This window comes from Pseudomonas sp. LBUM1646 (genome assembly GCF_059716165.1).
In genome coordinates this window covers 2,501,586-2,525,258 of the sequence record NZ_CP166810.1, presented here as the reverse complement: position 1 = coordinate 2,525,258, position 23,673 = coordinate 2,501,586, and the positions used below count along the sequence as shown (strand labels likewise).

The 23,673-nt window shown below is 58.3% G+C and carries 21 protein-coding genes; 6 read left to right on the top strand and 15 right to left on the bottom strand.

All coding sequences use genetic code 11. The annotated features are described in order from the left end of the window. The first annotated feature begins 40 nt into the window (after positions 1–40). Entirely contained in the window at positions 41–802 is a 762-nt protein-coding gene (locus ACA071_RS11620; RefSeq protein WP_497644429.1) for a bestrophin-like domain, read from the top strand. Here the strand turns inward: ACA071_RS11620 and rtcA are convergent. The 4 genes from rtcA to ACA071_RS11600 all read right to left on the bottom strand — a co-directional run bounded on the left by rtcA (position 750) and on the right by ACA071_RS11600 (position 5,787). After that, positions 750–1,829 carry an RNA 3'-terminal phosphate cyclase gene (rtcA, locus tag ACA071_RS11615; protein WP_497644428.1) on the bottom strand — a complete coding sequence of 360 codons (1,080 nt, stop codon included), beginning with the start codon at positions 1,827–1,829 and terminating at the stop codon, positions 750–752. The genes ACA071_RS11620 and rtcA overlap by 53 nt on opposite strands. An 8-nt stretch (positions 1,830–1,837) precedes the next feature. Next, on the bottom strand, positions 1,838–2,626 hold the full coding sequence (locus ACA071_RS11610; protein WP_497644426.1) for a nucleotidyltransferase domain-containing protein: 789 nt from the start codon (positions 2,624–2,626) through the stop codon (positions 1,838–1,840). Between the two features lie 5 nt (positions 2,627–2,631). Continuing rightward, positions 2,632–3,858, bottom strand: coding sequence for an RtcB family protein (locus tag ACA071_RS11605; protein ID WP_497644425.1), 1,227 nt, complete (start codon positions 3,856–3,858; stop codon positions 2,632–2,634). Positions 3,859–4,239: 381 nt separating this feature from the next. Beyond that, positions 4,240–5,787 carry an RNA-binding protein gene (locus tag ACA071_RS11600; protein WP_497644423.1) on the bottom strand — a complete coding sequence of 516 codons (1,548 nt, stop codon included), beginning with the start codon at positions 5,785–5,787 and terminating at the stop codon, positions 4,240–4,242. 204 nt (positions 5,788–5,991) lie between these two features. Between ACA071_RS11600 and rtcR the strand changes: the two genes are divergently transcribed. Together rtcR and ACA071_RS11590 are read left to right on the top strand one after the other, a co-directional pair. Further along, complete coding sequence (gene rtcR / locus ACA071_RS11595) at positions 5,992–7,614, top strand: RNA repair transcriptional activator RtcR (RefSeq protein ID WP_497644422.1); 1,623 nt, start codon at positions 5,992–5,994, stop codon at positions 7,612–7,614. A 187-nt stretch (positions 7,615–7,801) separates the two neighbouring features. Beyond that, the gene (locus tag ACA071_RS11590) at positions 7,802–8,728 is read left to right on the top strand and encodes a bifunctional 5,10-methylenetetrahydrofolate dehydrogenase/5,10-methenyltetrahydrofolate cyclohydrolase (protein ID WP_497644421.1); all 927 of its coding nucleotides are present in this window, start codon (positions 7,802–7,804) and stop codon (positions 8,726–8,728) included. Between the two features lie 236 nt (positions 8,729–8,964). On the opposite strand, the gene ACA071_RS11585 is transcribed toward ACA071_RS11590, so the two are convergent. Further along, a complete protein-coding gene (locus tag ACA071_RS11585) occupies positions 8,965–10,239 on the bottom strand; it encodes a glucarate dehydratase family protein (protein ID WP_497644420.1) in 1,275 nt (424 codons plus the stop codon). A gap of 32 nt (positions 10,240–10,271) precedes the next feature. Beyond that, entirely contained in the window at positions 10,272–11,639 is a 1,368-nt protein-coding gene (locus ACA071_RS11580) for an MFS transporter (protein WP_497644419.1), read from the bottom strand. A 104-nt stretch (positions 11,640–11,743) separates the two neighbouring features. Between ACA071_RS11580 and ACA071_RS11575 the strand changes: the two genes are divergently transcribed. Beyond that, the gene (locus tag ACA071_RS11575) at positions 11,744–12,646 is read left to right on the top strand and encodes a LysR family transcriptional regulator (protein WP_497644418.1); all 903 of its coding nucleotides are present in this window, start codon (positions 11,744–11,746) and stop codon (positions 12,644–12,646) included. A gap of 138 nt (positions 12,647–12,784) precedes the next feature. Next, positions 12,785–13,363: a hypothetical protein gene (locus tag ACA071_RS11570; RefSeq protein ID WP_497644417.1), complete on the top strand. Its 579-nt coding sequence runs from the start codon at positions 12,785–12,787 to the stop codon at positions 13,361–13,363. 172 nt (positions 13,364–13,535) lie between these two features. Here the strand turns inward: ACA071_RS11570 and ACA071_RS11565 are convergent, their stop codons facing one another. The 8 genes from ACA071_RS11565 to ACA071_RS11530 all read right to left on the bottom strand — a co-directional run bounded on the left by ACA071_RS11565 (position 13,536) and on the right by ACA071_RS11530 (position 21,620). Beyond that, a complete protein-coding gene (locus ACA071_RS11565) occupies positions 13,536–13,937 on the bottom strand; it encodes a YfeK family protein (protein ID WP_497644416.1) in 402 nt (133 codons plus the stop codon). A gap of 82 nt (positions 13,938–14,019) precedes the next feature. Further along, entirely contained in the window at positions 14,020–14,175 is a 156-nt protein-coding gene (locus ACA071_RS11560; protein ID WP_497644415.1) for a hypothetical protein, read from the bottom strand. Positions 14,176–14,242: 67 nt separating this feature from the next. Then, positions 14,243–15,424: an acyl-CoA dehydrogenase family protein gene (locus tag ACA071_RS11555; protein WP_497644413.1), complete on the bottom strand. Its 1,182-nt coding sequence runs from the start codon at positions 15,422–15,424 to the stop codon at positions 14,243–14,245. A 26-nt stretch (positions 15,425–15,450) separates the two neighbouring features. After that, the gene (locus ACA071_RS11550) at positions 15,451–16,431 is read right to left on the bottom strand and encodes a class I SAM-dependent methyltransferase (RefSeq protein WP_497644412.1); all 981 of its coding nucleotides are present in this window, start codon (positions 16,429–16,431) and stop codon (positions 15,451–15,453) included. Between the two features lie 32 nt (positions 16,432–16,463). Beyond that, positions 16,464–17,993: a class I adenylate-forming enzyme family protein gene (locus tag ACA071_RS11545; protein WP_497644410.1), complete on the bottom strand. Its 1,530-nt coding sequence runs from the start codon at positions 17,991–17,993 to the stop codon at positions 16,464–16,466. Further along, on the bottom strand, positions 17,990–19,291 hold the full coding sequence (locus ACA071_RS11540; RefSeq protein WP_497644408.1) for an MFS transporter: 1,302 nt from the start codon (positions 19,289–19,291) through the stop codon (positions 17,990–17,992). The genes ACA071_RS11545 and ACA071_RS11540 overlap by 4 nt, the downstream gene beginning before the upstream one ends. A 109-nt stretch (positions 19,292–19,400) precedes the next feature. Beyond that, positions 19,401–19,787: an ectoine synthase gene (locus ACA071_RS11535; protein ID WP_497644407.1), complete on the bottom strand. Its 387-nt coding sequence runs from the start codon at positions 19,785–19,787 to the stop codon at positions 19,401–19,403. Between the two features lie 582 nt (positions 19,788–20,369). Further along, positions 20,370–21,620 (bottom strand): MFS transporter, encoded by a 1,251-nt coding sequence (locus ACA071_RS11530; protein WP_497644406.1) that lies wholly within the window; start codon positions 21,618–21,620, stop codon positions 20,370–20,372. A gap of 99 nt (positions 21,621–21,719) precedes the next feature. On the opposite strand from ACA071_RS11530, the gene ACA071_RS11525 reads away from it, so the two are divergent. After that, a complete protein-coding gene (locus tag ACA071_RS11525) occupies positions 21,720–22,691 on the top strand; it encodes a cupin domain-containing protein (RefSeq protein WP_497644404.1) in 972 nt (323 codons plus the stop codon). 331 nt (positions 22,692–23,022) lie between these two features. Here the strand turns inward: ACA071_RS11525 and ACA071_RS11520 are convergent, their stop codons facing one another. After that, a complete protein-coding gene (locus ACA071_RS11520) occupies positions 23,023–23,661 on the bottom strand; it encodes a LysE family translocator (RefSeq protein ID WP_497644403.1) in 639 nt (212 codons plus the stop codon). Positions 23,662–23,673: the final 12 nt, after the last annotated feature.

Sequence of the window (23,673 nt, the reverse complement as noted above, 5' to 3'; positions counted from 1 at the left end):
CCGTCAACACGCCATCTCGAGTCGTATCAACGGAGGTTGAATGAATCATTTGCTGATCGCACTGATCGTGTTCACCTGCCTGTTCGGCAGTGCCTTGGTGGGCTCGTACGTGCGCCAGCGTTTGCCCTCGCATCACCTGAGCGACGATTCGGTCGCCGTCCTGAAGCTCGCCACCGGCCTGATCGCGACCATGTCGGCGCTGGTGCTGGGCCTGCTGGTTTCTTCGGCCAAAGGCACATTCGAAACGACCAATGCGCAACTGGAGGGCGCGGCCGCCAAGGTTGTTGAATTCGACCGCGTGCTGGCGCGGTATGGCCCGGAGACCCAGCCCATCCGCACGCAACTCAAGCACAACTATGCTGAAATCGTGCAAATCCTGCAGTCCCGGGACTCATCCCGCCTGGCAATGCTCGACAGCCCCGAAGCAATCAAACGCTCCGAAGCCCTGCAACAGCAGGTCGCCGCGCTCTCCCCCGGTACCGACAATCAACGCGCGCTCAAGGCCTCGGCCCAGCAGATGATGGACGCTGTATTCGCCGCCCGCTGGCTGACGATGCTTCAGGCCAACCAATCGATCCCGCCGATCATGCTGGTCATTCTCATCACCTGGCTGTCGATCATCTTCGGCTCGTTCGGCTTGTTCGCTCCGCGCAATGGCACGATTGTGGTGGTGCTGATGATGTGCTCCGCATCAGCGGCGGCAACGATCCTGCTGGTGGAAGAGCTGAATCGGCCGCTGGACGGGTTGATCAGTGTATCGCTGGAGCCGATGTTGCATACGATGGAGCGGTTGGGGCAGTAAGCACTGCGCTCTTGCACTCCACCATCAGCTTGCTTTCCCCGTGCACCGTGCACTCGATGCTGACCGGCAGAAAGCGTTCGATCACCGCGATATTGCTTTGCAGATGCTCGGTCATGCGCGGCGTAGTGAAGCTGCCGCCACCCGCCATTGCCATGGGCAGCAGCAATTGATCGGCGAGGTGCTCGGCAACGGCGGTGGCGCTGTTCAGCCAATCCGCGGCCTGATCGATGGCGCCATCGGCGACCTTCTCGGCGCGCAGGGCAGCCTGGCCGAAACCACTGAACACTTCGGTGACGTGCTCAAAGACGTACTCCACCAGCAGGACATTCCCCGGCCCCCGATCCTGATCGAGCGCGACGCAATGCAACACCTGCGGCGCCATCTCCAGCCGCTTGGCGACCCGCTCCAATTCACGCACCGCCACTTGCGGCGCAAGGCCCGCCACCAGGGCAGAAGCGCTCTGTGCCACTAACGCGCCGCGCTCCAGCAGATGCAGCGGTCGCAACTGCGAAGGCTGCACGAAGGCTTCGATTTCGCCACCACCGGCCGGCACAAAACCGTGGCGTATCAGTTGCAACTCAACCTTGGCCCCCATGCGCCGCAGCAGCGGCAGCCAGGCGCGATCAAGGAAATCGCTGGGCGGTGCCAATGGATTATGCGTACCGCCCGAGATCCGAACACGACTGGCTTGCGGCGCCAGCAACAAGGCCGGCAACAGTGTCTGCAACACCAGTGTGCAACTGCCCGCCGTGCCAATGGCAAAGCTGAATTCGCCGCCACGAATCGGTCCTGGTTCAAAGAATAAAACCTGCGAACCCAACTCCGCCCCCCGCACCGTTGCGCCACAGACCTCGGCCGCCGCCAGCACCGCCGTCAGGTGCTGGCGCAGCAAACCGGGGCGGCTGCGCCTGGCTCGAATGTTCTTAATCTGCAGCGCCCGGCCGGTCACCATCGACAGGCTCAAGCCACTGCGCAGTACCTGACCGCCACCCATCGCGCCGTCCAGTTCAATCACTTCCTGTTTCATCTTCATCCTTAGGCGTAACGCTTTACCGTGTCTCTCAAGTACTGATCCAACAGCCGGGAATCTTCTTGGGTGCGCGGCAGTTTAGGGACTGCGCGCTCCAACTCCGTAGCGATGAAGTGGTGCAAAGCGTGTCGACGTGGCCCGTAAGCGCTTTCATCGGCGTTGCGCTTGAGCACCAACAGTTCGGCGACTTCATCCAGCAGTGCCGGGTCGTCGACAGTGCTGAGCAAGTCGGCGAAGGTCATCGGCGGCCGGCCCCGCCCCTGGTCGATCCAGCGCACCGCCAGCAGCGGGCGCAGCACGTAGAAGTACTTCTTGAACCGCACGCTCTCGCCTTGCAGGTAGCCGCGAAAGTTTTTCCTGGCCATCGACAGGTAATGATTGCGCGCGGCCGGCGGGCTGTAGAACGCCTCGGCCAGCTCACGCAACTGCAAGGTCGCGGCCGTTTCGCTGCGATATACCAGGGGCGAATCGAGCCATTCCAGCAACGTCGGATTGGACTTGCGCAACAGCCCGAGGGTCTTGCGCAACTCCCAACCACTGACATCCAGCTCATCGTCCAGCGGCCGCTCGATCACATCCCGTGGCGTATCGACCTGGACGAACCAATCCGGTTTTTCCACGTAGACGAAGCGCACGTCATAGTCGCTGTCGGTCGAGGCAAAGCCCCAGGCGCGACTGCCGGATTCGCAGGCGTAAAGCACCGTGACATTCCGCTCGCGCTCTATCCTTTCAAGCTCCTGTAACACCCGGGCGCGCATCTCGGGCGCCAACGGGTGAGTTTCATAGTTGTCCATGTTCCCTATCCTTTTACGCACACCACTTGACGCAAGGTGTGCAGCACTTCAACCAGCTCGCGCTGGGCGTGCATGACTTTGTCGATGTCCTTGTAGGCCATCGGAATTTCATCGATGACCGCGGCGTCCTTGCGGCACTCCACGTGGGCGGTGGCGCGGATCTGATCCTCGATGGTGAAGGTGTTCTTGGCCTTGGTCCGGCTCATGGTGCGACCGGCGCCGTGGCTGCAGGAGCAGAACGATTCCTCGTTACCCAGTCCACGAACGATGAAGCTTTTCGCCCCCATCGACCCCGGAATAATCCCCAACTCGCCCTTCTTCGCCGACACCGCGCCCTTGCGGGTCACCAGAATTTCTTCACCAAAATGCCGCTCTTTCTGCACGTAGTTGTGATGGCAGTTCACCGCCTCCAGCGCCACCTCGAAGGGCTTGCTGATCACTTGCCGTGTCGCCTGAATCACCGCTTGCATCATCAACGCACGGTTCTGTTTGGCGAAATCCTGGGCCCAACCCACCGCTTCGACGTAGTCATCGAAGTGCTGGCTGCCCTCTTCGAAGTACGCCAGATCGCGGTCCGGCAAGTCAGCGATGTGCTGCCGCATATCCGCCTGGGCCAGTTGAATGAACAGGTTGCCGATGGCGTTGCCGACACCACGGGAGCCGCTGTGCAACATGAACCAGACCCGGTTGGCTTCATCCAGGCAGACCTCGATGAAATGGTTACCGCTGCCTAACGTGCCCAAATGGCCCCGGTTGTTGGTTTTGGCCAGTGCCGGGTACTTGTCGGTGATCAACTTGAACCGAGGGTCCAGTGCCGCCCAGGCGTGATCGGCCTGTCGGGGGATCTCATCCCAGGCGCCCTTGTCCCGGCGTGACCGGGTCGAGCTGCGGCCATGCGGCACCGCTTGCTCGATGGCGCTGCGCAGACCGTGCAGGTTGTCCGGCAAATCAGCGGCCATCAGCGAGGTACGCGCGGCAATCATGCCGCAACCGATGTCGACGCCGACTGCCGCCGGAATGATCGCGCCCACCGTCGGAATCACACTGCCGATGGTCGAGCCCTTGCCCAGGTGCACGTCCGGCATCACCGCCAGGTGTTTGAAGATGAACGGCATCTTCGCCGTGTTCATCAACTGCTCGCGCGCTTCGTTTTCCACCGGGACGCCTTCGGTCCAGAGCTTGATCGGCTTGCCGTTGGCGACTTCCAGCAGTTGGTACGTATGTTCTTGCATGATCTCTATTCTTTTCTTTTGGCCGATTAGTCGGCGTTGTTCCAATACCCGGCAGCGACCAGGGGATACAGGCACATATGCTCTACCAGCTGAGCTACCCGTTACCGGGGCGGGAGTCGAACCCGCGACACGATGGAGTACCTGTGGCATTCGCTGCCAAAACTTCAAATAGGTGGCACGACAAAAGTGAGTGACTGTTGCGCGTTGCCGCGCACCGGACTTAACCGGTCGTTAGATGTACAGCCACTCGGCATTCGTGCCTTTCACCGACCCTGACAAGGGTTTGATGAGACGTCGTTGGATGTAGTCCCATCGGCATTCAGCGTCAGTGAAAAAATCAATTCGTGTGGCGTGCGCCGTGTGACCGGCGCACGCGTTTCCTTACTCCATGGCCTCAATCACCTTCACCCAGTGCTGCGCACCATAGTTACCGGTGGTGAACTGCTCGATCACGTCGAACACCGAGTCGCTGAAACCGCCGACATTCAAGATGTCCTCACGGTCCGGCGCCTGGGTCGTGGCCCCCGGTTGCATATCGATGCACACCAGCCGCGCCTGCGGGTTGATCTGCTTGATCCGCTCCCATTGCCGCATCGTCTCGCTGCCGCCGCGGCGACGCGCATCGATCCAGGATTCATTGTCCGAGACCAGGATCAGCGTATCGACCTTAGCCTTGGCGTCAGCCAGTTTCGCCAATGGCGCCGAGCAGTTAGTCCCGCCACCGCACGCAGCGGCCAGTTTCTCGGCATTGCTCATCACGCTGTCACGCGGGTTGAGCTGGACATCCACCACCTGCACCTCAAACGGCATCACCCGGGCTTGCGGTTGCTTGCGCAAAACCGCGGCAGCGATCAGTGCAGCCACATCAATGCAGCGTACTGCGCTGGTCGCGCCCTGGCGATAACCGGTGACCGGGCTGTGCATCGAGCCCGACACGTCCGGGCACACTACGACATGACCTTGCAGCGCCGGCACGTTGGCCAAGGACAGTTCCAATGCATCCTGCAATGCCTCGCGCACTATTTGCGGCACGTCATCCCCGGTCATGCAATAAGCCGCCAACAACTGGTACGGATACACCCGCGCCTTCGCCACTGCCTCGGCATCTGCCAGGCGTGCGGCCACATACTCGGTGCAACCCGGCACCTGAAACGCACCGTGGCGTGCCAGGGTGTTGAGGTTCATGCGCAGGGCTTGCCAGCCCATGTTCTGCGCCTGGGTCGCCCATTGCTCCTTGCTCAGCGTCTCGTTACCCAGCAGTTGGAACGGCACCTGCGGCACCTCCTGGCTCGCGCCGCTGCGGAAGGCCAGCAACGAGCGGGTCAGTTCCGGCAGCGCTTGCACATCCACCGGTTTGCCGATCAACCAGGCAAAGAACGCTGCACGCCAGGCCTCATTGGGCTTGGGGTGAACCATCTTCACCACATCTGCCAGCGACGGCTGGTTGCCGATCGAGGCCTGGAGCAATTGGCGTTCGCTGGCGTTGTTCAACCAGTTCTGCACCAGTCGCTTGGGCTGCGAACCGAGGGACTTGCGCCCCGTGGCACCGCTGCGCAGGATCTGTACGAAGTTGCGCAGCATCTTGCCGCTGTCCACCACCTGCTCGAACACCTCTGGCACCAGCGCCGAACGCTGTGCGGTGAGGGCGGCGAGCATCAAGGCCGGCATGTCTTTCATGTGACCCTTTTTACGAGCATACAGAGCGGCCTTCGCCACGTAGCGGCTGTCCAGTTCGGCGACCAGTTGCAACACCTGATCCAGTTGGCTTTCGGCCGAAGCGTAGAACGTCGAGTTCAGGCACCCGGTCACGGCCAGTTGGGCCAACGTGTGTTTGGCGCTGTAGGCATAAGCCGGGGCTTGAGCGGCGTTCAGCGTGTCGCATGCCGGCAGTGTTGCCTGTTGGGTGTTGAACAGCTTGAAGTTGGCCATCGTGGCGTCTCGCTCTGTTGTCTCGTTCGTTGCCAGAGGTAGTGCAGCCGACGTGCCAGGTTTGTTTTTTCGATTTGATTATTTTTTATCTTATTGATTTATATCATTATTTTTATTTTTTGAGATTTCTAAAGATTCTTGGGGAGACAAACGGCTCGCTATTTATCTATCCTTTGATATCGCTTTTTATCCTCAGGTATAAACATGTCAACCAAGCGCACCGTCGCCATCGGTTTTATCGGCTCCACCCTCGATCGCGTCGGCAAGGGCGCCAATCGCTGGAGTCACTGGCGACCGAGCGTAGGCCTGTGCCAGCAACCGGACGTGTTGATCCATCGGCTGGAACTGATTCACGGTGTCGACGCCCGGGACGTCAGCCTGGCCGAGCGGGTTCGCGAGGACATCCGCCAGGTCTCGCCGGACACCGAGGTGCGCCTGCACCCCATGTCGCTGCGCAACCCCTGGGATTTCGAAGAGGTGTACGGCGCGCTGCACGACTTCACCACCGACTACACCTTCGACACCGAGCACGAGGATTACCTCGTGCACATCACCACCGGCACCCACGTCGCGCAGATTTGCTGGTTCCTGCTGACCGAGGCGCGGTTTTTACCGGCGCGGTTGATCCAGACCTCCCCTGCCCGGCGCCAGAATGAAGCAGAGAAAGCCACCGGCACCCACGCCCTGATCGACCTCGACCTGTCGCGCTACGACCGCATCGCTTCGCGCTTCGCCCATAAACGCCTCGAAGGCCTGGCGTTTCTAAAGTCCGGGATCGCCACCCGCAACGTGGCGTTCAACCGTTCCATCGAGCAGATCGAACGTGTGGCCGTGCGCTCCCAGGCACCGATGCTGCTGATCGGCCCGACCGGTGCCGGCAAGTCGTTCCTGGCCCGACGCATCTATGAGCTCAAGCGCAGCCGGCACCAGATGCAGGGTCGTTTTGTGGAAGTGAACTGCGCAACCTTGCGCGGCGACGGCGCCATGTCGACGCTGTTCGGCCACATCAAAGGCGCGTTTACCGGCGCGCAAAATGCCCGCGACGGCCTATTGCGCGCAGCCGATGGCGGCATGTTGTTTCTCGATGAGATCGGTGAACTGGGCGCCGACGAGCAAGCCATGCTGCTCAAAGCCGTCGAAGAGAAACGCTTCTTCCCCATGGGATCGGACAAGGAAGTGGAAAGCGACTTCCTGATCATCGCCGGCACCCACCGTGACCTGCGCAGCCGCGTCGCCGAAGGCCTGTTTCGCGAAGACTTATATGCGCGCATCAACCTGTGGACGTTCGACCTGCCCGGCCTGGCGGGTCGGCGCGAAGACATCGAGCCCAACATCGATTTCGAACTGGAACGCCATGCCCGCGATCAGGGCCATTTGGTGCGGTTCAACCTGGAAGCCCGGCGCCGCTACCTGGCATTTGCCAGCTCCAGCGAAGCCGCTTGGCTGGGTAACTTTCGCGAGTTGTCAGCATCGATCACGCGCATGGCGACCCTGGCCGACAGCGGGCGCATCGATGAGGCTCAGGTCGAGGAAGAAATTGATCGTCTGCGTTATGCCTGGGGGCTGACGCAACCCAGTGATGATCTGGATGTATTGCTGGGTGAGAACGTCGACATTGACCTGTTCGATCGCTTGCAACTGAAGGCTGTGCTGGACGTTTGCCGGCAGGCGGACAGCTTGTCTGACGCGGGACGACGTCTGTTTGGTGTGTCGCGCCAGGCCAAGGCACAGCCGAACGATGCGGATCGTTTGCGTAAATACCTGGCGCGATTCGGGATTGAGTGGAAGCAAATGACTGATTTGCAGCGCAGGGTTTCAACTGACTGATTTGATCGGTTTTGCTCAACATAAAACTTGGCGATCCTCAACTGCCCATTGAACCTACACCCTTGTAGAACAGGCTCGTCCCCAGAATTCACCCCCCGCGACATCCTGTCCATCCGTTGCCTGTGGTAGACCGCGACCCTCGACTGGTAACCTGCGCCCTGCGCTTTCAATGACGACGGTGACGCATTTGATCAGCAGGACCCCAACACTGGCCCGGGATATCGACGGTAAAGCCATTTCCGCCCAAGTGCTCGACGAGGTCCGCGAGGAGCTTCTGGGCCTGGCCGAACAGCAGATTTTTCCCGCCCTCGCGGTGGTACTGGTCGGCGATGACCCGGCGAGCCATGTCTACGTGCGCAATAAACTGCTGCGGGCCAAGGAAGTCGGGATTCGCTCCCTTGAGCATCGCCTGCCGGACGACGCCAGCCAGGCGCAGGTGTTGGAGCTGATCGCGCGACTGAACGCCGACGTCACGGTGAACGGCATTCTGGTGCAGCTGCCGTTGCCGGGTCATATCGACGAAGCGGCAGTGATTCATGCCATCGACCCGATCAAGGATGTGGACGGTTTTCATCGCGAAAACGTCGGCGGGTTGGTGCAGGGCATGGAAGTACTGACGCCCTGCACACCCAGCGGCTGCATGCGCCTTTTGCAGGAGACCTGCGGTGATATCAGCGGTTTGCACGCGGTGGTTATCGGTCGGTCGAACATTGTTGGCAAGCCGATGGCGACCTTGCTATTGCAGGCTCATTGTTCAGTCAGCGTGGTGCATTCGCGCAGCGTCGATGCGCCGGCGCTGTGCCGATTGGCGGATATTGTTGTGGCGGCGGTGGGTCGTCCGGGATTGATCGATGCCCGTTGGCTCAAGCCTGGAGCGGTGGTGATTGATGTGGGGATCAATCGCATTACTGACGAGTCTGGTAACCGTTTGGTGGGTGATGTCGACTACGCCAGTGCGCGTACTGTTGCCAGCGCGATTACGCCGGTGCCGGGTGGCGTGGGGCCGATGACTATTGCCTATTTGCTGAAAAACACCCTGATCGCGGCGCGGTTGCAGCGTGCCGTCAAGGCATGTGAGCCGGACCCGGATGGGTGTGATTCGGATATCAATTGAGCGACGCAAAACCTGTAACAACCTGAGTTCGGTCTGTAGCAGCTGCCGAGGCACGAGGCTGCGTCCGGTCTGTAGCAGCTGCCGAGGCACGAGGCTGCGTTCGGCTGCGAAGCAGTCGTGAAATCAGCCCACGCGGTACTTCAGGAAGACCGCGTGCTCAGGTTTTACGACTGCTTCGCAGCCGAACGCAGCCTCGTGCCTCGGCAGCTGCTACGTGTACCGTGTACCGGGCAACTTTAAAACCGCGGCTTAACTGTCTTCCACTCCGGTTTGTAACGCTGCATCTGCCTCACATCATCGCGCTGACGAATACCGCAAGTCAGGTACTGATCATGCAGCTTGCCCAACTGATCATGATCCAGCTCCAACCCCAAGCCCGGCGCGCGAGTGATCTTCACGCAGCCATCCACGATCGGCAGCTTGCCGCCCTTGATCACCTCTTCGTCCGGCTCCTGCCACGGGTAATGGGTGTCGCAAGCGTAATCCAGATTCGGCACCGACGCGGCGACATGCGCCATCGCCATCAAGCTGATGCCCAAGTGCGAATTGGAATGCATGGACACGCCCAAGCCGAACGTCTGGCACATTTTCGCCAGGGCCTGGGTATCGCGCAGACCGCCCCAATAGTGGTGGTCGGCGAGCACGATCTGCACGCTGTTCAACGCCACGCTGCGACGGAATTCATCGAAATCGGTGACCACCATATTGGTCGCCAGCGGCAGGCCGGTGCGCTTGTGCAGTTCGGACATGCCTTCCAGGCCCGGCGTTGGGTCTTCGTAATATTGCAGGTCATCACCCAACAACTCAGCCATGCGAATCGAGGTTTCCAGTGACCAGTTGGCGTTTGGATCGATGCGCAGCGGGACGCCGGGAAACGCTTTCTTCAACGCCTTGATACACGCCACTTCATGTTCCGGCTCCAGCGCCCCGGCCTTGAGTTTGATGCTCTTGAAACCATAGGTTTCGATCATCCGTCGGGCCTGGGCGACGATTTGCTCTTCATTGAGCGCTTCACCCCAATTGTCCGGCTTATAGGGCGAGTCGATGTGCTGCGCGTACTTGAAAAACAGGTAGGCGCTGAACGGGATTTCATCGCGAATCGCACCGCCCAGCAGGTCCACCAACGGCACGTTCAGCGAGTGCGCCTGCAGGTCGAGAAACGCCACTTCAAACGCCGAATACGCGTTGCTGACAGCCTTGCTCGCATGGGAACCGGGCGCCAGTTCGGCACCGGCCACGCTGGTGGTTTTGTTGGCCGCTACTGTCGCCTGGACGATGGTGCGAAGCTGATTAAGGTTGAACGGGTCGAGACCGATCAGTTGATCCTTGAGTTGCATCTGGATCGCCAGCGCCGGGGCATCGCCATAGCTCTCGCCGAGGCCGATGTAGCCGTTGTCGCTCTCGATTTCGATGATCGAGCGCAGTGCAAAAGGTTCGTGAATACCGCTGGCGTTGAGCAGTGGCGGATCGCGAAAGGCGATGGGGGTCACGGTCACTCGTTTGATTTTCAAAGGTCAGGCTCCGATTGATCTCTATCCAGGTCTTAACGTGTAGCGGCGTGGCTCGGCACCACGATTTCAGATGATTTGCCGTTGCGGCTGCGCGGGGTTTGCTTGTCCGCTTTCGGTGTTGTTCGGGCAAAGAAAATCACCACGGCGGCCACCAGCGAAGTCCCCGCCAGGCCGTACATACCGCCTTCGATCGAGCCAGTGGTCTGCTCCAGGAAGCCGAAAGTCGTCGGCGCGACAAAGCCGCCGAGGTTGCCGATGGAATTGATCAACGCAATCACCGCCGCAGCGATCCGCGCATCCAGATAACTTTGTGGAATCGGCCAGAACAGCGCAGAAGCTGCCTTGAAGCCGATGGCGGCAAAACAGATCGCGACAAAGGCGAAGATAGGGCCGCCGGTGGTGGACATGAACATGCCGAACGCAGCGATCACCAGCGTCAACGCGACCCAGGCCTGCTGGAATTTCCATTTGCTGGCCATCGCGGCGAAGCCGTACATCGCGACGATGGAAATGATCCACGGCACCGAATTGAACAGACCGACCTGGAAATCGCCCAGGTTGCCCATCTTCTTGATCATGCTTGGCAGCCAGAACGTGGCGCCATAAATGGTCAGGGCGATGGAGAAGTAGATAAAGCAGAACAGCGCGATCTGCCGGTCAGCCAGCAGTTTGAACATCGATGGCTTGACGCCTTTCACCGCTTCACGGGCCCGCTGTTCTTCGGCGATGGCCGTAATCAGCGCGCCCCGCTCCTCGTCACTCAGCCATTTCGCCTCACGCGGATGGGATTGCAGCCAGAACCAGACAAAACCGCACAGCACGATGGAGGCGAAGCCTTCGATCAGGAACATCCACTGCCAGCCATGCAGATTCAAGCCGTTGATGTTCAGCAGCGCTCCCGACACCGGACCGGAAATCACCGAGGCAATCGCCGAACCGCTGAGGAACACCGCCATCGTCTTGCCGCGCTCAGACGCCGGCAGCCACTGGGTGAAGTAATAGATGATGCCGGGGAAAAACCCTGCCTCCGCCGCGCCGAGGATAAAGCGCAGTACGTAAAAACTGGTTTCACCTTTGACAAAGGCCATTGCCATGGCGGCGGCGCCCCAGGTGAACATGATGCGCGTCAGCCAGACCCGGGCGCCGTAACGCTGCAGCAGCATATTGGACGGCACTTCGAACAGCGCATAACCGACGAAAAACAAACCGGCGCCAAGTCCGTAGGCAGCTGCGCCAATACCAAGATCCGTCTCCATGTGGCTGCGCACGAAACCGATGTTGACCCGGTCGATGTAGTTGACGATGAACATGACCACGAACAGCGGCAGCACATGGCGTTTCACTTTGGCGGCGGCACGGGCCAGCACCGTGGGCTCCGGCGAACTCTGGAGGGTTTTCAAGGGCGACTCCCGATCTTGTTTTTTTGGGGACGAGCCGATCATGGACGCGGCAATTGATCCCGTCTAATCTAACTTGGCATTCGATTGATACCTGGATTAGATCAATGTTCGAACTCACCCAACTGCGCTGCTTCACCACAGTGGCGACGGAGCTCAACTTCCGCCGTGCCGCCGAACGTTTGAACATGACGCAACCGCCCCTGAGCCGACAGATTCAACTGTTGGAGCACCACTTGGGTGTCGAGCTGTTCACCCGCACCACCCGCAGCGTCGCCCTGACCGCTGCCGGTCGCGCCTTCTTCATCGAAGCGCAAAACCTGCTGGAGCGCGCCCAGCAAGCGGCCGCTACCGCCCGACGCTTTGCTGAAGGCGACATCGGTTCGGTCAACATCAGTTTCGTCGGCAGTGCGGTGTACGAATTCCTGCCCAAGGTCATCGCCGAAGCACGGCTCAAACAGCCTCACGTGAAAATCGATCTATCGGAGATGAACACCTACCAGCAGCACGAAGCCCTGCGCGCCCGGCGGATCGACCTGGGCATCGTCCGCGCGCCATTGCTGGAGCCGGGCTACGCCACCGAATGCCTGGTGCGTGAGCCGTTCGTTCTGGCCGTGCCGAGCAATCATCGCCTGGCCAGCGCCGATACCGTGTCCGTGCAAGACCTCGATGCTCAACCTTTTCTAATGTACTCCCACGCCGCCTACCCGCCGTTCAACGAACTGCTGACCGGCATGCTGCGCTCGGCCCGCGTAGCCCCGGAATACGTGCAATGGCTCGGCTCATCCCTGACCATACTGGCACTGGTCAACGCCGGGATGGGCCTGGCCCTGGTGCCGCGCTGCGCGACGAGTGTGGTGTTCAAGAACGTGGTGTTTCGCGATATCGACTTGGGCGAAGGGGTACAAAGCGAGCTGCATTTGATCTGGCGCGAGAACAATGACAACCCGGCATTTGCGATGTTGCTGGAGGGCATTCGGCGGGCAGTCAGGGAAGGCTGGGGGGTATGAAAAAGCCCAACCTTCTCCAGGCTGGGCTGCGCCGTTGAAAAACAAGGGCGGGAGGGAGTGCCGAAAAGGTTAACATTCACTAGCGCCTGCCACCTTTTCGAAGCAAGGACAGCGATAAAACAACATGGAAAGTAAGTGATGTCGATCTATTCAGGTTTTAAATCCGTACTCGTACAAATTATAAAAGTGTTGGGCCATGTCCTGCTTGAGATCATTAGAGCCCTGCTTAAACTGATCCTTTTCGTGGCAGCAGTATTGGTGCTTATTGTTTTCTGCATTTGGATAACCGCTGACTCTACCAATCCCAACATGAGCCCTTTGCTAACCGAACTGGTTACCACGGTAAATGAACATCGAATATCCTATTACCACAATCAGGATTGGTGTAAAAGCATCGAATCCGAGACTGGAAACTACGCAGACAAACCCAGTTCCACCTGTGGCAGCGAGGGTGAGAACAAACCTTTCGATGCACACGGAACGCAACTGTTCGCCCTGGTCAGCTACGCGGCAAAAAAGGCGCAGATAGCGCCTATCAGAATCGACATTCAATCAGAGCATGGGAGCGTAACGTTCGCGAGGATCCACCTTTCATGCTTCTTCTGCTACGCGTCTTATATCTATTCGCCGCAAAAACCCTACGTCACTCAAGAGAGAAAACCAACAGACGTCAGGAATATGACTGGGGATTGGTATTACGAAAACACAGGTATTTAAACGCCCTTTCCGATCCACTTGCCGCCAGCGCGCGGCAAGTTGGAAATCCCGCCGCTATCGCAAAGAATAATTAACTGTTCACTGCACAATCGTGACCGTGGCTTTAGCACCGAGTCGTCAGCAACGAAAAAGCCCAGCGGGTGGGCTGGGCCTTATCGTTTCGGGCGTAGGCTCAATGGCGCTGGCGTTGCCTCTGTAGCTCTGTCTTCAGCCAGGTGCTGGTCGGTTGGACCCCTGTTGAACAACTCACTTCATAGGCTTTGCCATTCATGCTGCTTTTAGTGGCGGCCAGATCGATGAAGTCTTCTGCGCTGCTCACCATATTTTTGCCTTCAAGATAATTCAGCTTCTTTTCGAGATGCGCCCGAGCCTGGGGTCCAGGGTATTCACTGCCGTTGCGCACGAACTTACACTCACTGCGCTCCACAAAATCCAGTAAGCCCTTTATCTCTTGATTTGCCTGAGGCGAGGTTTGAGCCTGTGCAGCGCCCGCCAGTGCAAAAAGGCCGATAGAAACCGTGATCAGCCATTGGCGAAAAATGGCTCGAGCCACCGCTACTTTGAAAATCCACATGTTACTTCCTTGTCCTGAAAGCAGACGACTGTAGCACCAGGATGTCAGAAACGAAAAAACCCGGCGCAGGTCTGGCGTTCGTTTACTTTTGTCGGACCTCCAGAATCGTAGCGCCCGGGTACTTTTCAAGAATCTTTCTTTCCGCCTCTCGCTGATCCACACCGTTTTGCAAAACGTTGTTCATACCATTTCCATTGCTTGCTTTGAGCTTGAACGAATACGTCTTGACGGCGGCCATCCAGCATCTCCTTTGCCTAATTGAACTTGAACCATAGCATCACCTTCCTCACCTATCAGTAGCGAGATCACATTGGGTGGTGATCCAATTCAAAATCACCATAGGCGAGCATGGCGTTATCCCAATTCACATCCATGTGGGACGCCATCACCTGAAGATCACGCCAGTGCCGTTGCACCGGGCTCGCATCAAAAATCACCGCAGTCCCCATTTGCTGCACCAGCCGTTGCACGGCCTGAACACACAAACGAACCAGGTACGCACGATCTCGCTTGAGGGTGACCAGTTCTTGCATGGACAGCGACCTGCCAGCGACACCTGCGCTATGCAGTAAAAAGGCAATGGCGTGGTAAAGGTGCCTGGCGCAACTCAGTTGCGCCGCACTTTCCGCGAGTCGCTCCAGCAGTATTGGCCGAGTCTTTGAAGCTGCGCCCTCCTTCGTGGCCTGGCGATTTCGCAGTGCCGCAATGCACTCATCGTAGGCACCCTCCGCACAGCCGAGCACCGGGCCGATATGCAGGCTGCCCAGATACGGAACGAACTCCACATCAAACAGGTAACTTTCAGGGTTGTGCCTGGCGCCGGCCGGTGCGGGCCCGAAACACTCGAGTTGCGAGGTCACCCAAGCGTCTGCCACGAAAACGTCGTCCAGCCGCAGATCCTTTGATCCGGTGCCGCACATTCCGGCGACATGCCAGACATCTTCGATCTGAACTTTACCCACCCTGAGTGTGAACATCAGCACAGGGTTGAGCGATGTGTCCCCAGGGTCCTTGGCGGAGACGATCACCCAGCCGGCATGATCGATCCCCGAACTGAAGCGCCAGGTGCCCGTCACGCGAAAGCCACCCTCAACCTTCAGGATCGAGACGTCTTTGGACACGGAAGCCGTCGCAATGATTTGCCCGGCCCCCTCAGCAAAAACCTGCGCCTGGCAATCGGGAGCGAGCCGCCCGACTATCGCCGCATGGCCGCCTACAAGGCCGATCATCCAGGCGGTCGAAGGGCAAACCCGAGCAGCAATACGGGAAGCTTCAACCAGGGTTGGCCAATCGCACTGCCGCCCGCCATAACGTCCAGGCACGAACAACTGCATAAGCCCTTCGGCAAGCAATTCCTCTACGGTCTGCTGCGAAATACAGCGTGCCTGTTCAGTTTCAGCGGCACGGCTACGCCACTGACCCAGGAGCTTTCGCGCACGCTCGCAGGTTTCATGATGTTCCAATGACAGGTTCGCCATCCAGTCCATGAACGTTGTTACCTCGACAATCAGCTTTAGGGACGGGAAAGTTTCCTGACAACCGGCGATTCGAAGCAGAACCCCTCGGGTATAAAGGGTTCACCTAGCAACTCGATAAACCTGCAGATATTTTTCTCGTCATTGGATGCGACAAACTCATAGAAATTTGTGCCGTTCCAGATGACGTATATATGAGAAAAATAACGGGACGCTGCCTCGACGAAATCAGCAAAAAGGATTTGACCGTTTTCCATCTGCGACAACATGGCTTCTCTTTTCCAGGCAATTTCCTCCTCGGAAAAGTAATGAGACTTGTGCTGTTCGTCCTTAGCCCGTTCCCGCTGCTCATACTCTGCGAGACAGGGCTGATTGAGTTTTTCCAGAAAGAACGCGAGGCCATCCTCTCGCAGAAAGCGGGAGATATATTTCAGATGCTCGTCCCGGTTTCTGCCGTAGAACTGAAATGCCGCCATCTCATAGACGTAGTCGACCCCACAAAACGGCGTGACCAAACCCAATGAGTTCGCCACGATTTCTTCCGTCACCTGAAGGAATGACCCGGAATAAAACGCCGATATGTCCTTATCAGCGTGGGCGTCAAAATGTGGCTGGTTGGCTTTGTTCGGAGAGTTGGTCAGCGTTCTGATTGCCCCATTTGAATACGTTGCCAGGGTCCTTGCACTGCTTCCGTCAAACGCATCGACTTCCCACAAGGTGAAGTGTCGATCGTCGTCTTTTCTTCGCTCACGGGTATATCGGTCAAGCGCCACGCCGACGTGCGAAAGCTCTTCCACTATTCCCGGCACACTGGCCAGGAAGTGCGAAAAAAGCGGCCCTGTCTGCGTCACCAGCAAGTCATGGTAGGCCCTAACATCTTCATCCTGGATGCGTTCGCGTATTCTCGTTGTCACAGGCTGCCTGGGGATCTGGACTTTCCCATTTGCCAGATCGTCAAAGTAATCGGCCAATTTATGCATGGCAGAATCGACAAACGCAGGGTTTGAATCAATGGTCATTTCCGTAATTCCGTTTACGCGTTGAATGTTTATTAAATTGCTACAGCACCGGCCACCAAGAGCTGCGCGGTAGTTTTACCATTTAGGTTGCGTGGCAGCGCCTCATGAAAACTGACAATGGCGGGCACCATGTACCAGTCCAACTGTGTGGCGCAGTACTGAATGAGCGCGTCGGCCGACAACTCGTGACCTTCTTTCAGTACTACGCAGGCTTTCGGAACCTGGCCGGCCATTTCGTCAGGAAAGGGAATCACAACCGCTTCACTCACGGCTTCATGAGCGACGATCACATGCTCGATTTCCCGGGGGTTTACCTGAAACGTTCGCCGCGTGAACACGTTGTCTTTCCTGCCAACGAAATAGAGATATTGCTCACTGTCCCGTTTGAACAGGTCACCGGTGAAGTAAACCCGCTCCTCACCCAATAGATTGTTTTGAATAACCTGTCGGGTCAGTTCCGGCTTGTTCCAGTAACCGAGCATCACCAGGTCACCCGCGACGACCAACTCTCCCACGCGATCAGGCTCGGTGATCAGTTGCCCGGCCTCATCAACCAGAAACGCCTTGACCCCGGGTATCGGCTTACCAACCGAGCCGGGGCGTTGATCAAGTTGCTCCGGTGGCAAATAGGCGACTCGTTTGCACTCCGTCAGGCCATACATCGAGTAAACGTCAACACCTGGAAGGAGCGTTCGTAGTTGCTGTATATGCTTGGGCGGTAGCGCTTGCCCGCTGCTGGCAATGTACTTCAGAGATTTTATTTTTTCGGAGTGGAAGGCGTCGGGGGCGGCCTGCAAAAGGTAGTGAACAGCAGGCGGCAGGATATGCATCCCGGTTATTCCATAGCGCTGAATCAAGTCCAGCAAGTGCTCCGGTCGCTCAGGCAGGGCGTTCTCGGTAACGGAATGACCTCCTCCCAGTAGCGGCATCATGATGTTGTAAAAGCCGTAATCAAAATGCAGGGGCGAGAAGTTCAATATGGCCGCGTTCTCGAAGCCTCCCAGATAACTGGAGACTGCCGTGTAGGCCGCCACCATGTTGGTGTTGCTGACAGCCACCCCTTTCGAGTCTTTCGTCGAACCACTGGTGTGAAAGATGACGCGGACTTCTGCGCCCGCCAGCCCCCCGTCACACTCCGGGAACGCTTCACTCAAACCCGCGAATTGACGGGCGTGCGAATCACCCATGTGCAAAACGAACTGTAAATGCACCTTCCCGGTCAACTCATCGAGGTTTGCACTTGCCGGCACGATCAACGTCTTTGGCTGAATGTCGTTAAGTTGATGGATCAGTTTTTCGGTGGCGATGCCGTAATGCATCAGCACCAATACAAATCCGGCTTTCATGACGCCCAGCGCGCAGGCAATGGTTTCGATGGAAGTGGGGGCATGAAGTGCCACCCGATCGCTCGCCGTCATCCCCGTGCCCACTAACTGTCGGGCAATCACGCAGGCGAGTTCGTCCAACGCTCCGTAGGTGATCTCTCGACCACTGATGGTCAGTGCAATATTGTCCGGCGTGCGCTCGGCGTGGTCTTTTACATAGTCATGGAACTGTTTCATCTGGCCACCTCGCTACTATCCGCCAAGGAAGACGACGACAAACTGCCTTCCTCCTTGTTTGCCTGTATGGCTTCGTCATCCGCGGGGACGAACAGCACAATTGCCCCGACGATCACTTCGAAAATCCCGGCACCGACAATCACCAGGCCGGTTTCAAAGTGGGCATACAGCGCAGCACCGCAGGCACCGGCTATCAGAATCGACGCACCCAACGCCGCAAAGCGCAGCCTGGCCAGCCCGGCGATCTCGCTTTGCTTGAACTTGGTTTGAATGAGCAAAATGAATGAGATATCGATCAGTGGCCCACCGAGTGCCGCAAGACCTGCACCGATCATCATCCCCGCCAGAACATGCTCTGGAGGCAGGTACATCACGGCGGCACCGATGGTCGCGATGCCCAGGCCATTGATCACAGAACCAAAGGTAAACCCGTGATACAAGCTGCGGATTTGTAGATTGCCCACGACAAAAATGGAGATCAGATTTCCTGCCCCATAGGCGCCCATGATCAAGCCGTAGGCAGCAAAATCCTGGACACCAAAACCCTGGATGTCGTATTTGACGACGGCCAGCGCCATGCCGATCGAAATCCCGACGCTCCAGGCAACATTGCCCAATCCCGCACACACATACACCGTCTGCATTTGCCTGCGCCCCACAAGGCTACGCCAACCGGCAGTGAAGCCTGCACGTCGGCTTGTCGCCTTGATAGGTTGTCGCGGCAACGCTTTACCCAGCTTCATGACTGCCCACGCGGAGATCAGAAATGTGAGGCTGTTGAGGGTAAAAAGATGTTCGATCGGAATCAGCAACGTGATCGCCGCAGCCAGCATCGGTCCAATCACCCGGGCAACCCGGATGATGGCATCGAACAACGCGTTGACCGATTGCAACTGGTCCGGCGTCGCGACAATGCGTGGCAGACTGGCGCGTAGCGCCGGCTCGAAGAGCGAGTTGACGATCATCATGAGCATGAGCGGCACCGCCAGCATCCACAGACTCATGATGCCAAGCCCCCAGGCGATCACCGGAATCAAGGCAAGCCCGGCCCGCGCCAGATCGGCACCGATCATCGTGCGACGATGATCCCAACGCTCCGCCCATATTCCACCCAGCAATGCACCCGCCAACGCGGCAGCACCGCGTAAAGCACTGAGCCAGCTCGCATCGGTACCGGCGATTTGCACCGCCATCCAGGCGATGGCAATCGCGAAGAGTTCGTCACCAATTGAGGATAGCGCCAACCCTCCCCACAGCAAGGCTACGGGCCGCTGCAGTAGCGGCCGGAACAATTTCATATCATCAACTCCACACAATCACGCAACAGGTCTGATAGAAGCCCTGTCGTCTCATTGCTCGTTGGTTAGAAACGACTGACCCCGTCGAACAGGCAGTCCACTGCGCAACTCAATACGAAGAGGCACTCTGATTGTTTATAGAGTGGCGCTCGGTGCCTGCGAGGGGCGGATTGAAAACGCTGACCAGGATCAGATCCGTGAACTTGCCGCCGCGCAGATAGTGACGATCATGTTTGTCCAGTACATACATATCTCCCGGACGAATTGCATGGATGGTGCCGTCCATGTCTTCGATTTCGCCCTCACCGCCAATGCAATAGCAGGCCTCGAGATGATTGCGATAATGAAGGAGCGATTCGGTACCGGCTCGAACCACGGTGTGGCAGATCGTGAAGCCGACTCCATCCTGTTCTGTCAGCAGGCGGTGGCTGGTGCCTGAACCCCACTCGACAAAAAAATCAGTTTTTTCAACGTCGGAGATGCTACGAACAAACATATTCAGTTCCTTGTGAATATTTGGACTTATCGCCTCAAAAGTGCCAGGCAAACGGAGTGGCTGTATCGGTAAAGGTCAAACAGGCAACACACAGGCAAGCTGGCACACGGCAAATGCTCGGCAGACCGCTTGAAGCGCATTCCATGTCGGGACAGCGCTGTCTTTCTTGAGATTGAATGTAGCCAGGCACCCTACTCAGGGGCAAAAAACAACCAGATAACAGGGATGCTTTCCTACAAGAAATGCAGGATGTTTTATCGCAGGACGTGCAGGTTGCACGCATGCCATTACGGCAGACCAGTCATTCCTTGACCCGATTGTTGCTCCTGAAGAGCCTGAATCCTACGTGTAACAATTTATGAGTGTCAACGCGTTTTTCTGACTCGGCTCAGAGCAGGCAACGCCCGGTTCAAGATCCGCGCGCCTGCCTGGACTCGCCGAGATCAGCCTGGCTCTGCCGCAAAAAAGAACGTAAGACAGATCCCTCTGACAGGTTATTGATGGACCGATATGAATGGGTGGAATTTGAAGCAATCGTTCAAAAGCAGCTATTCGCTGACCCCTGACAAGCGACCGCGCATCTTAAAGATGCAGCACCGGACCAGCCTCTGCGCGGTGCCCTGGAGCCTCGACCTTGACCCGCAGCCCGATCAGCAGCGCTGCGAGCAGCATCAGGATGCCGGCGGCGACAAATACGCCGGCAATGCCACTGAAACTGAACATAGCGCCCCCCGCAGCAGCACCCGCAGCGATCGCGGACTGCACCGAGGCCACCACCATTCCTCCTGCACTTTCCGCTTGATCAGGCACCGCCCGGGCTACCCAGTTTGACCACGCCACTGGCACGCCGCCGAACGCCATGCCCCAGAGTGCCAACAGTAACGCCTGACCCGACACAGAAGCAGGCAGCAGCACCAAGGCTAATGCTGCAACGCCGACCAGCGCGGGCATCAGCACCATCGTCCCGCGCGGGCTACGTTCAAGTAGCCAGCCGGCCAGCAGCGTGCCGACGAAGTTAGCCGCGCCGAAACCCAGCAGCATCAGCGCCAGCCCTTCTGGCCCCACGCCGGTTGTGCTTTCCAGAAACGGCCGGATGTAGGTGAACAGCGCGAAGTGCCCTGTGTGCACCAGCACGCAGCCCAGCATGCCCACGGCGATGCCGGGACGCAGCAGTACTTCAAGCACCGTTCTCAACCGCGCCGTTCTGCGCGGCGCCAGAGGCGGCAGCGTGAACAGCTGGAAAACCAGCGTCACCACCCCGACGGCGGCCGCCGCCACAAAAGCACTGCGCCAGCCATACAGCCCGCCCAAGTAGCTGCCGAGCGGCACCGCCACCACCGTGCCCACGGCAATACCGCTGAAAATAATCGACAGAGCCCGTGGAAGCAGCGCCGCCGGCACCAGGCGCATCGCCACTGCCGCCGCCATGCTCCAGAAGCCGCCCAGTGCGATGCCTAGCAGGATCCGCATGATCAGCAGCACCGTCAGGCTGGAAGAGAAAGCCACAAGCAGGTTGGAGGCAATCATCAGCGTGGAAAAGCACAGCAAAACCACTCGCCGGTCGATCCCTCGCGTCAGGCCTGGCACCAGTAACCCGGAGAACAGCGCCACCACCGCCGTCACGGTCACCGCCTGCCCTGCCAAGGCTTCCGACACCCCAAGTTCAACCGCCATCGGCGTCAGCAAGCTGGCCGGAAGGTACTCCGCGGTCAACAATCCGAACACGCCCATCGCCAGCGAAAATACCGCCATCCAGGCCGGCGTCGCCGGTTCTGCATCAGCCTCGTTGCCAAAACGCGCATCGGCTACAACGTCATACACCCCGTTACTCATCACTAAATACCTCTGGAAATTATCTCAACCAGAAGTCTATGGACGCAGACCAGGATGTTCTATGATGCAAAATCTTGAGTTTTTGACCAAAACCCCGAAATGACCTCTCCAAATCAGTTCGCCTTATCGTCCGACCTCATCAACGAACTGTTGCGCGGCATGCGCCTGCGGGGCGTCGAGTACCGTCGCATCCAGGCCGGCCCCTCTTTCGGGCTGGGCTTCGCGGCCAAACCAGGACACGCCTACTTCCACTTCCTCGCCGTCGGCACCGCCGTCCTGCGTGCGGAAGACGGCACTTTGTACGAGTTGTCAGCCGGCAATGCCGTGTTCATCGCCCAGGGTGAAGCCCATCAACTGCTCTCCAGCCTGGACGCATCCGCCCAAGACATCGGCAGCTTCGACGCGGCCCCTCTGGGCGACGCAGTCTGCGCCGTTGATGCTTCACCCGGTGCAGATGTCAGCCCCAGCACCATAATCTTCAGCGGCTGCATGGAGTTTGAACTCGGCAGCATGCAAGGTCTCGGCGGGTTGATGCCTGATCTGATGCTGATTGATGCCAGGGGCCAGCGTTACCCTGGGCTTATGCCGATCCTCACCTCGATGGAGCATGAGGTTCGCTCCGCACGCGTCGGATTTGCAGGCATCCTCGCTCGTCTCGCTGACGTAGTGGCGGCGATGATCGTGCGCGGCTGGGTTGAATGCGCCTGCGGCAACGCCTCTGGCCTGGTGGCCGCGTTACGCGATCCCAGGCTGGCCCGCGCGCTCCTGGCCTTGCATCGAGAGCCGGCGCGTGACTGGACTGTGGCGGAACTGGCGGCGCAATGTCACACCTCCCGTTCGGTCTTCGCGGAGCGCTTCCAGGCCACTATCGGCATTCCCCCGCTGCGCTATGCGACGGAGCTGCGGATGCGCCTCGCCAGTCAATGGCTGAGCCTGGAAAGATTGTCTATCGAAGCCGTGGCGCTGCGCCTGGGCTACACCTCGCAGGCGGCCTTCAGCCGCGCCTTCAAGCGCATCACCGGCCAGCCACCCGGCGCCAGCCGGCAAGTGGCTCGCTCTATTGCCTCCTGAAGTAAGAAGATATGGAGCGCATAGACATTTGTACCGAGCTGGCCGTTAAAAAACCAAACTAACTCGCCCGCCAACCGCCCCACAAACGGCTCAATTTCCGAAAGCGTGACCATCAGCTCCTGGTACTGAGTCAGACCCAGTCGCTGACGGTATTTCGTATAGCCGTAGCCATTGATGCCGTTCGACCGGGCATGCTCATCCAGTTCGACTGCTGACGCTGCAGTCTGATCATCGAACGAGCACCGGGCCGCCAATGAGAGTACTCACGGGAGCGCCAGACATAAATCAATCCGTTTATTTGCAAACTATTCCAGGCTTGCTGATACACGGATCACAAGCTGACGGTGGTGGCCAAACGTATGCTCAGCCCGATCAACACCGCGCCCATGACTCGATCGAGCCACTGACTTGCATTGGGGTGGGTGCGAAGCCTTTCAGTGGCTTTGGCTGCCACCAGGACGAACGAAACTTCAACAACGATGGCAACCAGGATGACCAGACTGCCCAATACAAAGATCTGTAGCGCGGGAGCACCCATCGACGGCTGAACGAACTGAGGCAGGAACGCCAGAAAGAACAAAGCAACTTTCGGGTTAAACACATCGATCAGAATGCCCTGCTTATACGCTTGCCACACACCGTATTGCTTGACCTGCGAGTTGTCCTGATCATGTGCGGTCGCCGTGGAGGGCAGAAAACTTTTCACGCCCAGATAGAACAAATAAGCAGCCCCGGCATACTTGAGAGCATCGAAGGTATTTTCCGAAGCGGCAATTAAAGCACTGATACCGCAGGCCGCCAGAATCACATGGACAAAGGCACCGCTACAGACCCCCAGCGCCGAGGCGATACCGACTTTTTTTCCTGAGGATAGCGTCCTCGACAAGATGTAAAGCAGGTCGGGCCCTGGAGAAATATTCAACAGGAGTGCCGAAAATAAAAAAACAAGCCAAAACGATTCATTGTCCACAGTAACTTCCAG

Coding starts and splice junctions, on each gene's coding strand:
- ACA071_RS11620 (WP_497644429.1), top strand. CDS start 41: ATGAATCATTTGCTGATCGCACTGATCGTGTTCACCTGCCTGTTCGGC.
- rtcA (WP_497644428.1), bottom strand. CDS start 1,829: ATGAAACAGGAAGTGATTGAACTGGACGGCGCGATGGGTGGCGGTCAG.
- ACA071_RS11610 (WP_497644426.1), bottom strand. CDS start 2,626: ATGGACAACTATGAAACTCACCCGTTGGCGCCCGAGATGCGCGCCCGG.
- ACA071_RS11605 (WP_497644425.1), bottom strand. CDS start 3,858: ATGCAAGAACATACGTACCAACTGCTGGAAGTCGCCAACGGCAAGCCG.
- ACA071_RS11600 (WP_497644423.1), bottom strand. CDS start 5,787: ATGGCCAACTTCAAGCTGTTCAACACCCAACAGGCAACACTGCCGGCA.
- rtcR (WP_497644422.1), top strand. CDS start 5,992: ATGTCAACCAAGCGCACCGTCGCCATCGGTTTTATCGGCTCCACCCTC.
- ACA071_RS11575 (WP_497644418.1), top strand. CDS start 11,744: ATGTTCGAACTCACCCAACTGCGCTGCTTCACCACAGTGGCGACGGAG.
- ACA071_RS11570 (WP_497644417.1), top strand. CDS start 12,785: ATGTCGATCTATTCAGGTTTTAAATCCGTACTCGTACAAATTATAAAA.
- ACA071_RS11565 (WP_497644416.1), bottom strand. CDS start 13,937: ATGTGGATTTTCAAAGTAGCGGTGGCTCGAGCCATTTTTCGCCAATGG.
- ACA071_RS11560 (WP_497644415.1), bottom strand. CDS start 14,175: ATGGCCGCCGTCAAGACGTATTCGTTCAAGCTCAAAGCAAGCAATGGA.
- ACA071_RS11555 (WP_497644413.1), bottom strand. CDS start 15,424: ATGGACTGGATGGCGAACCTGTCATTGGAACATCATGAAACCTGCGAG.
- ACA071_RS11550 (WP_497644412.1), bottom strand. CDS start 16,431: ATGACCATTGATTCAAACCCTGCGTTTGTCGATTCTGCCATGCATAAA.
- ACA071_RS11545 (WP_497644410.1), bottom strand. CDS start 17,993: ATGAAACAGTTCCATGACTATGTAAAAGACCACGCCGAGCGCACGCCG.
- ACA071_RS11540 (WP_497644408.1), bottom strand. CDS start 19,291: ATGAAATTGTTCCGGCCGCTACTGCAGCGGCCCGTAGCCTTGCTGTGG.
- ACA071_RS11535 (WP_497644407.1), bottom strand. CDS start 19,787: ATGTTTGTTCGTAGCATCTCCGACGTTGAAAAAACTGATTTTTTTGTC.
- ACA071_RS11530 (WP_497644406.1), bottom strand. CDS start 21,620: ATGAGTAACGGGGTGTATGACGTTGTAGCCGATGCGCGTTTTGGCAAC.
- ACA071_RS11525 (WP_497644404.1), top strand. CDS start 21,720: ATGACCTCTCCAAATCAGTTCGCCTTATCGTCCGACCTCATCAACGAA.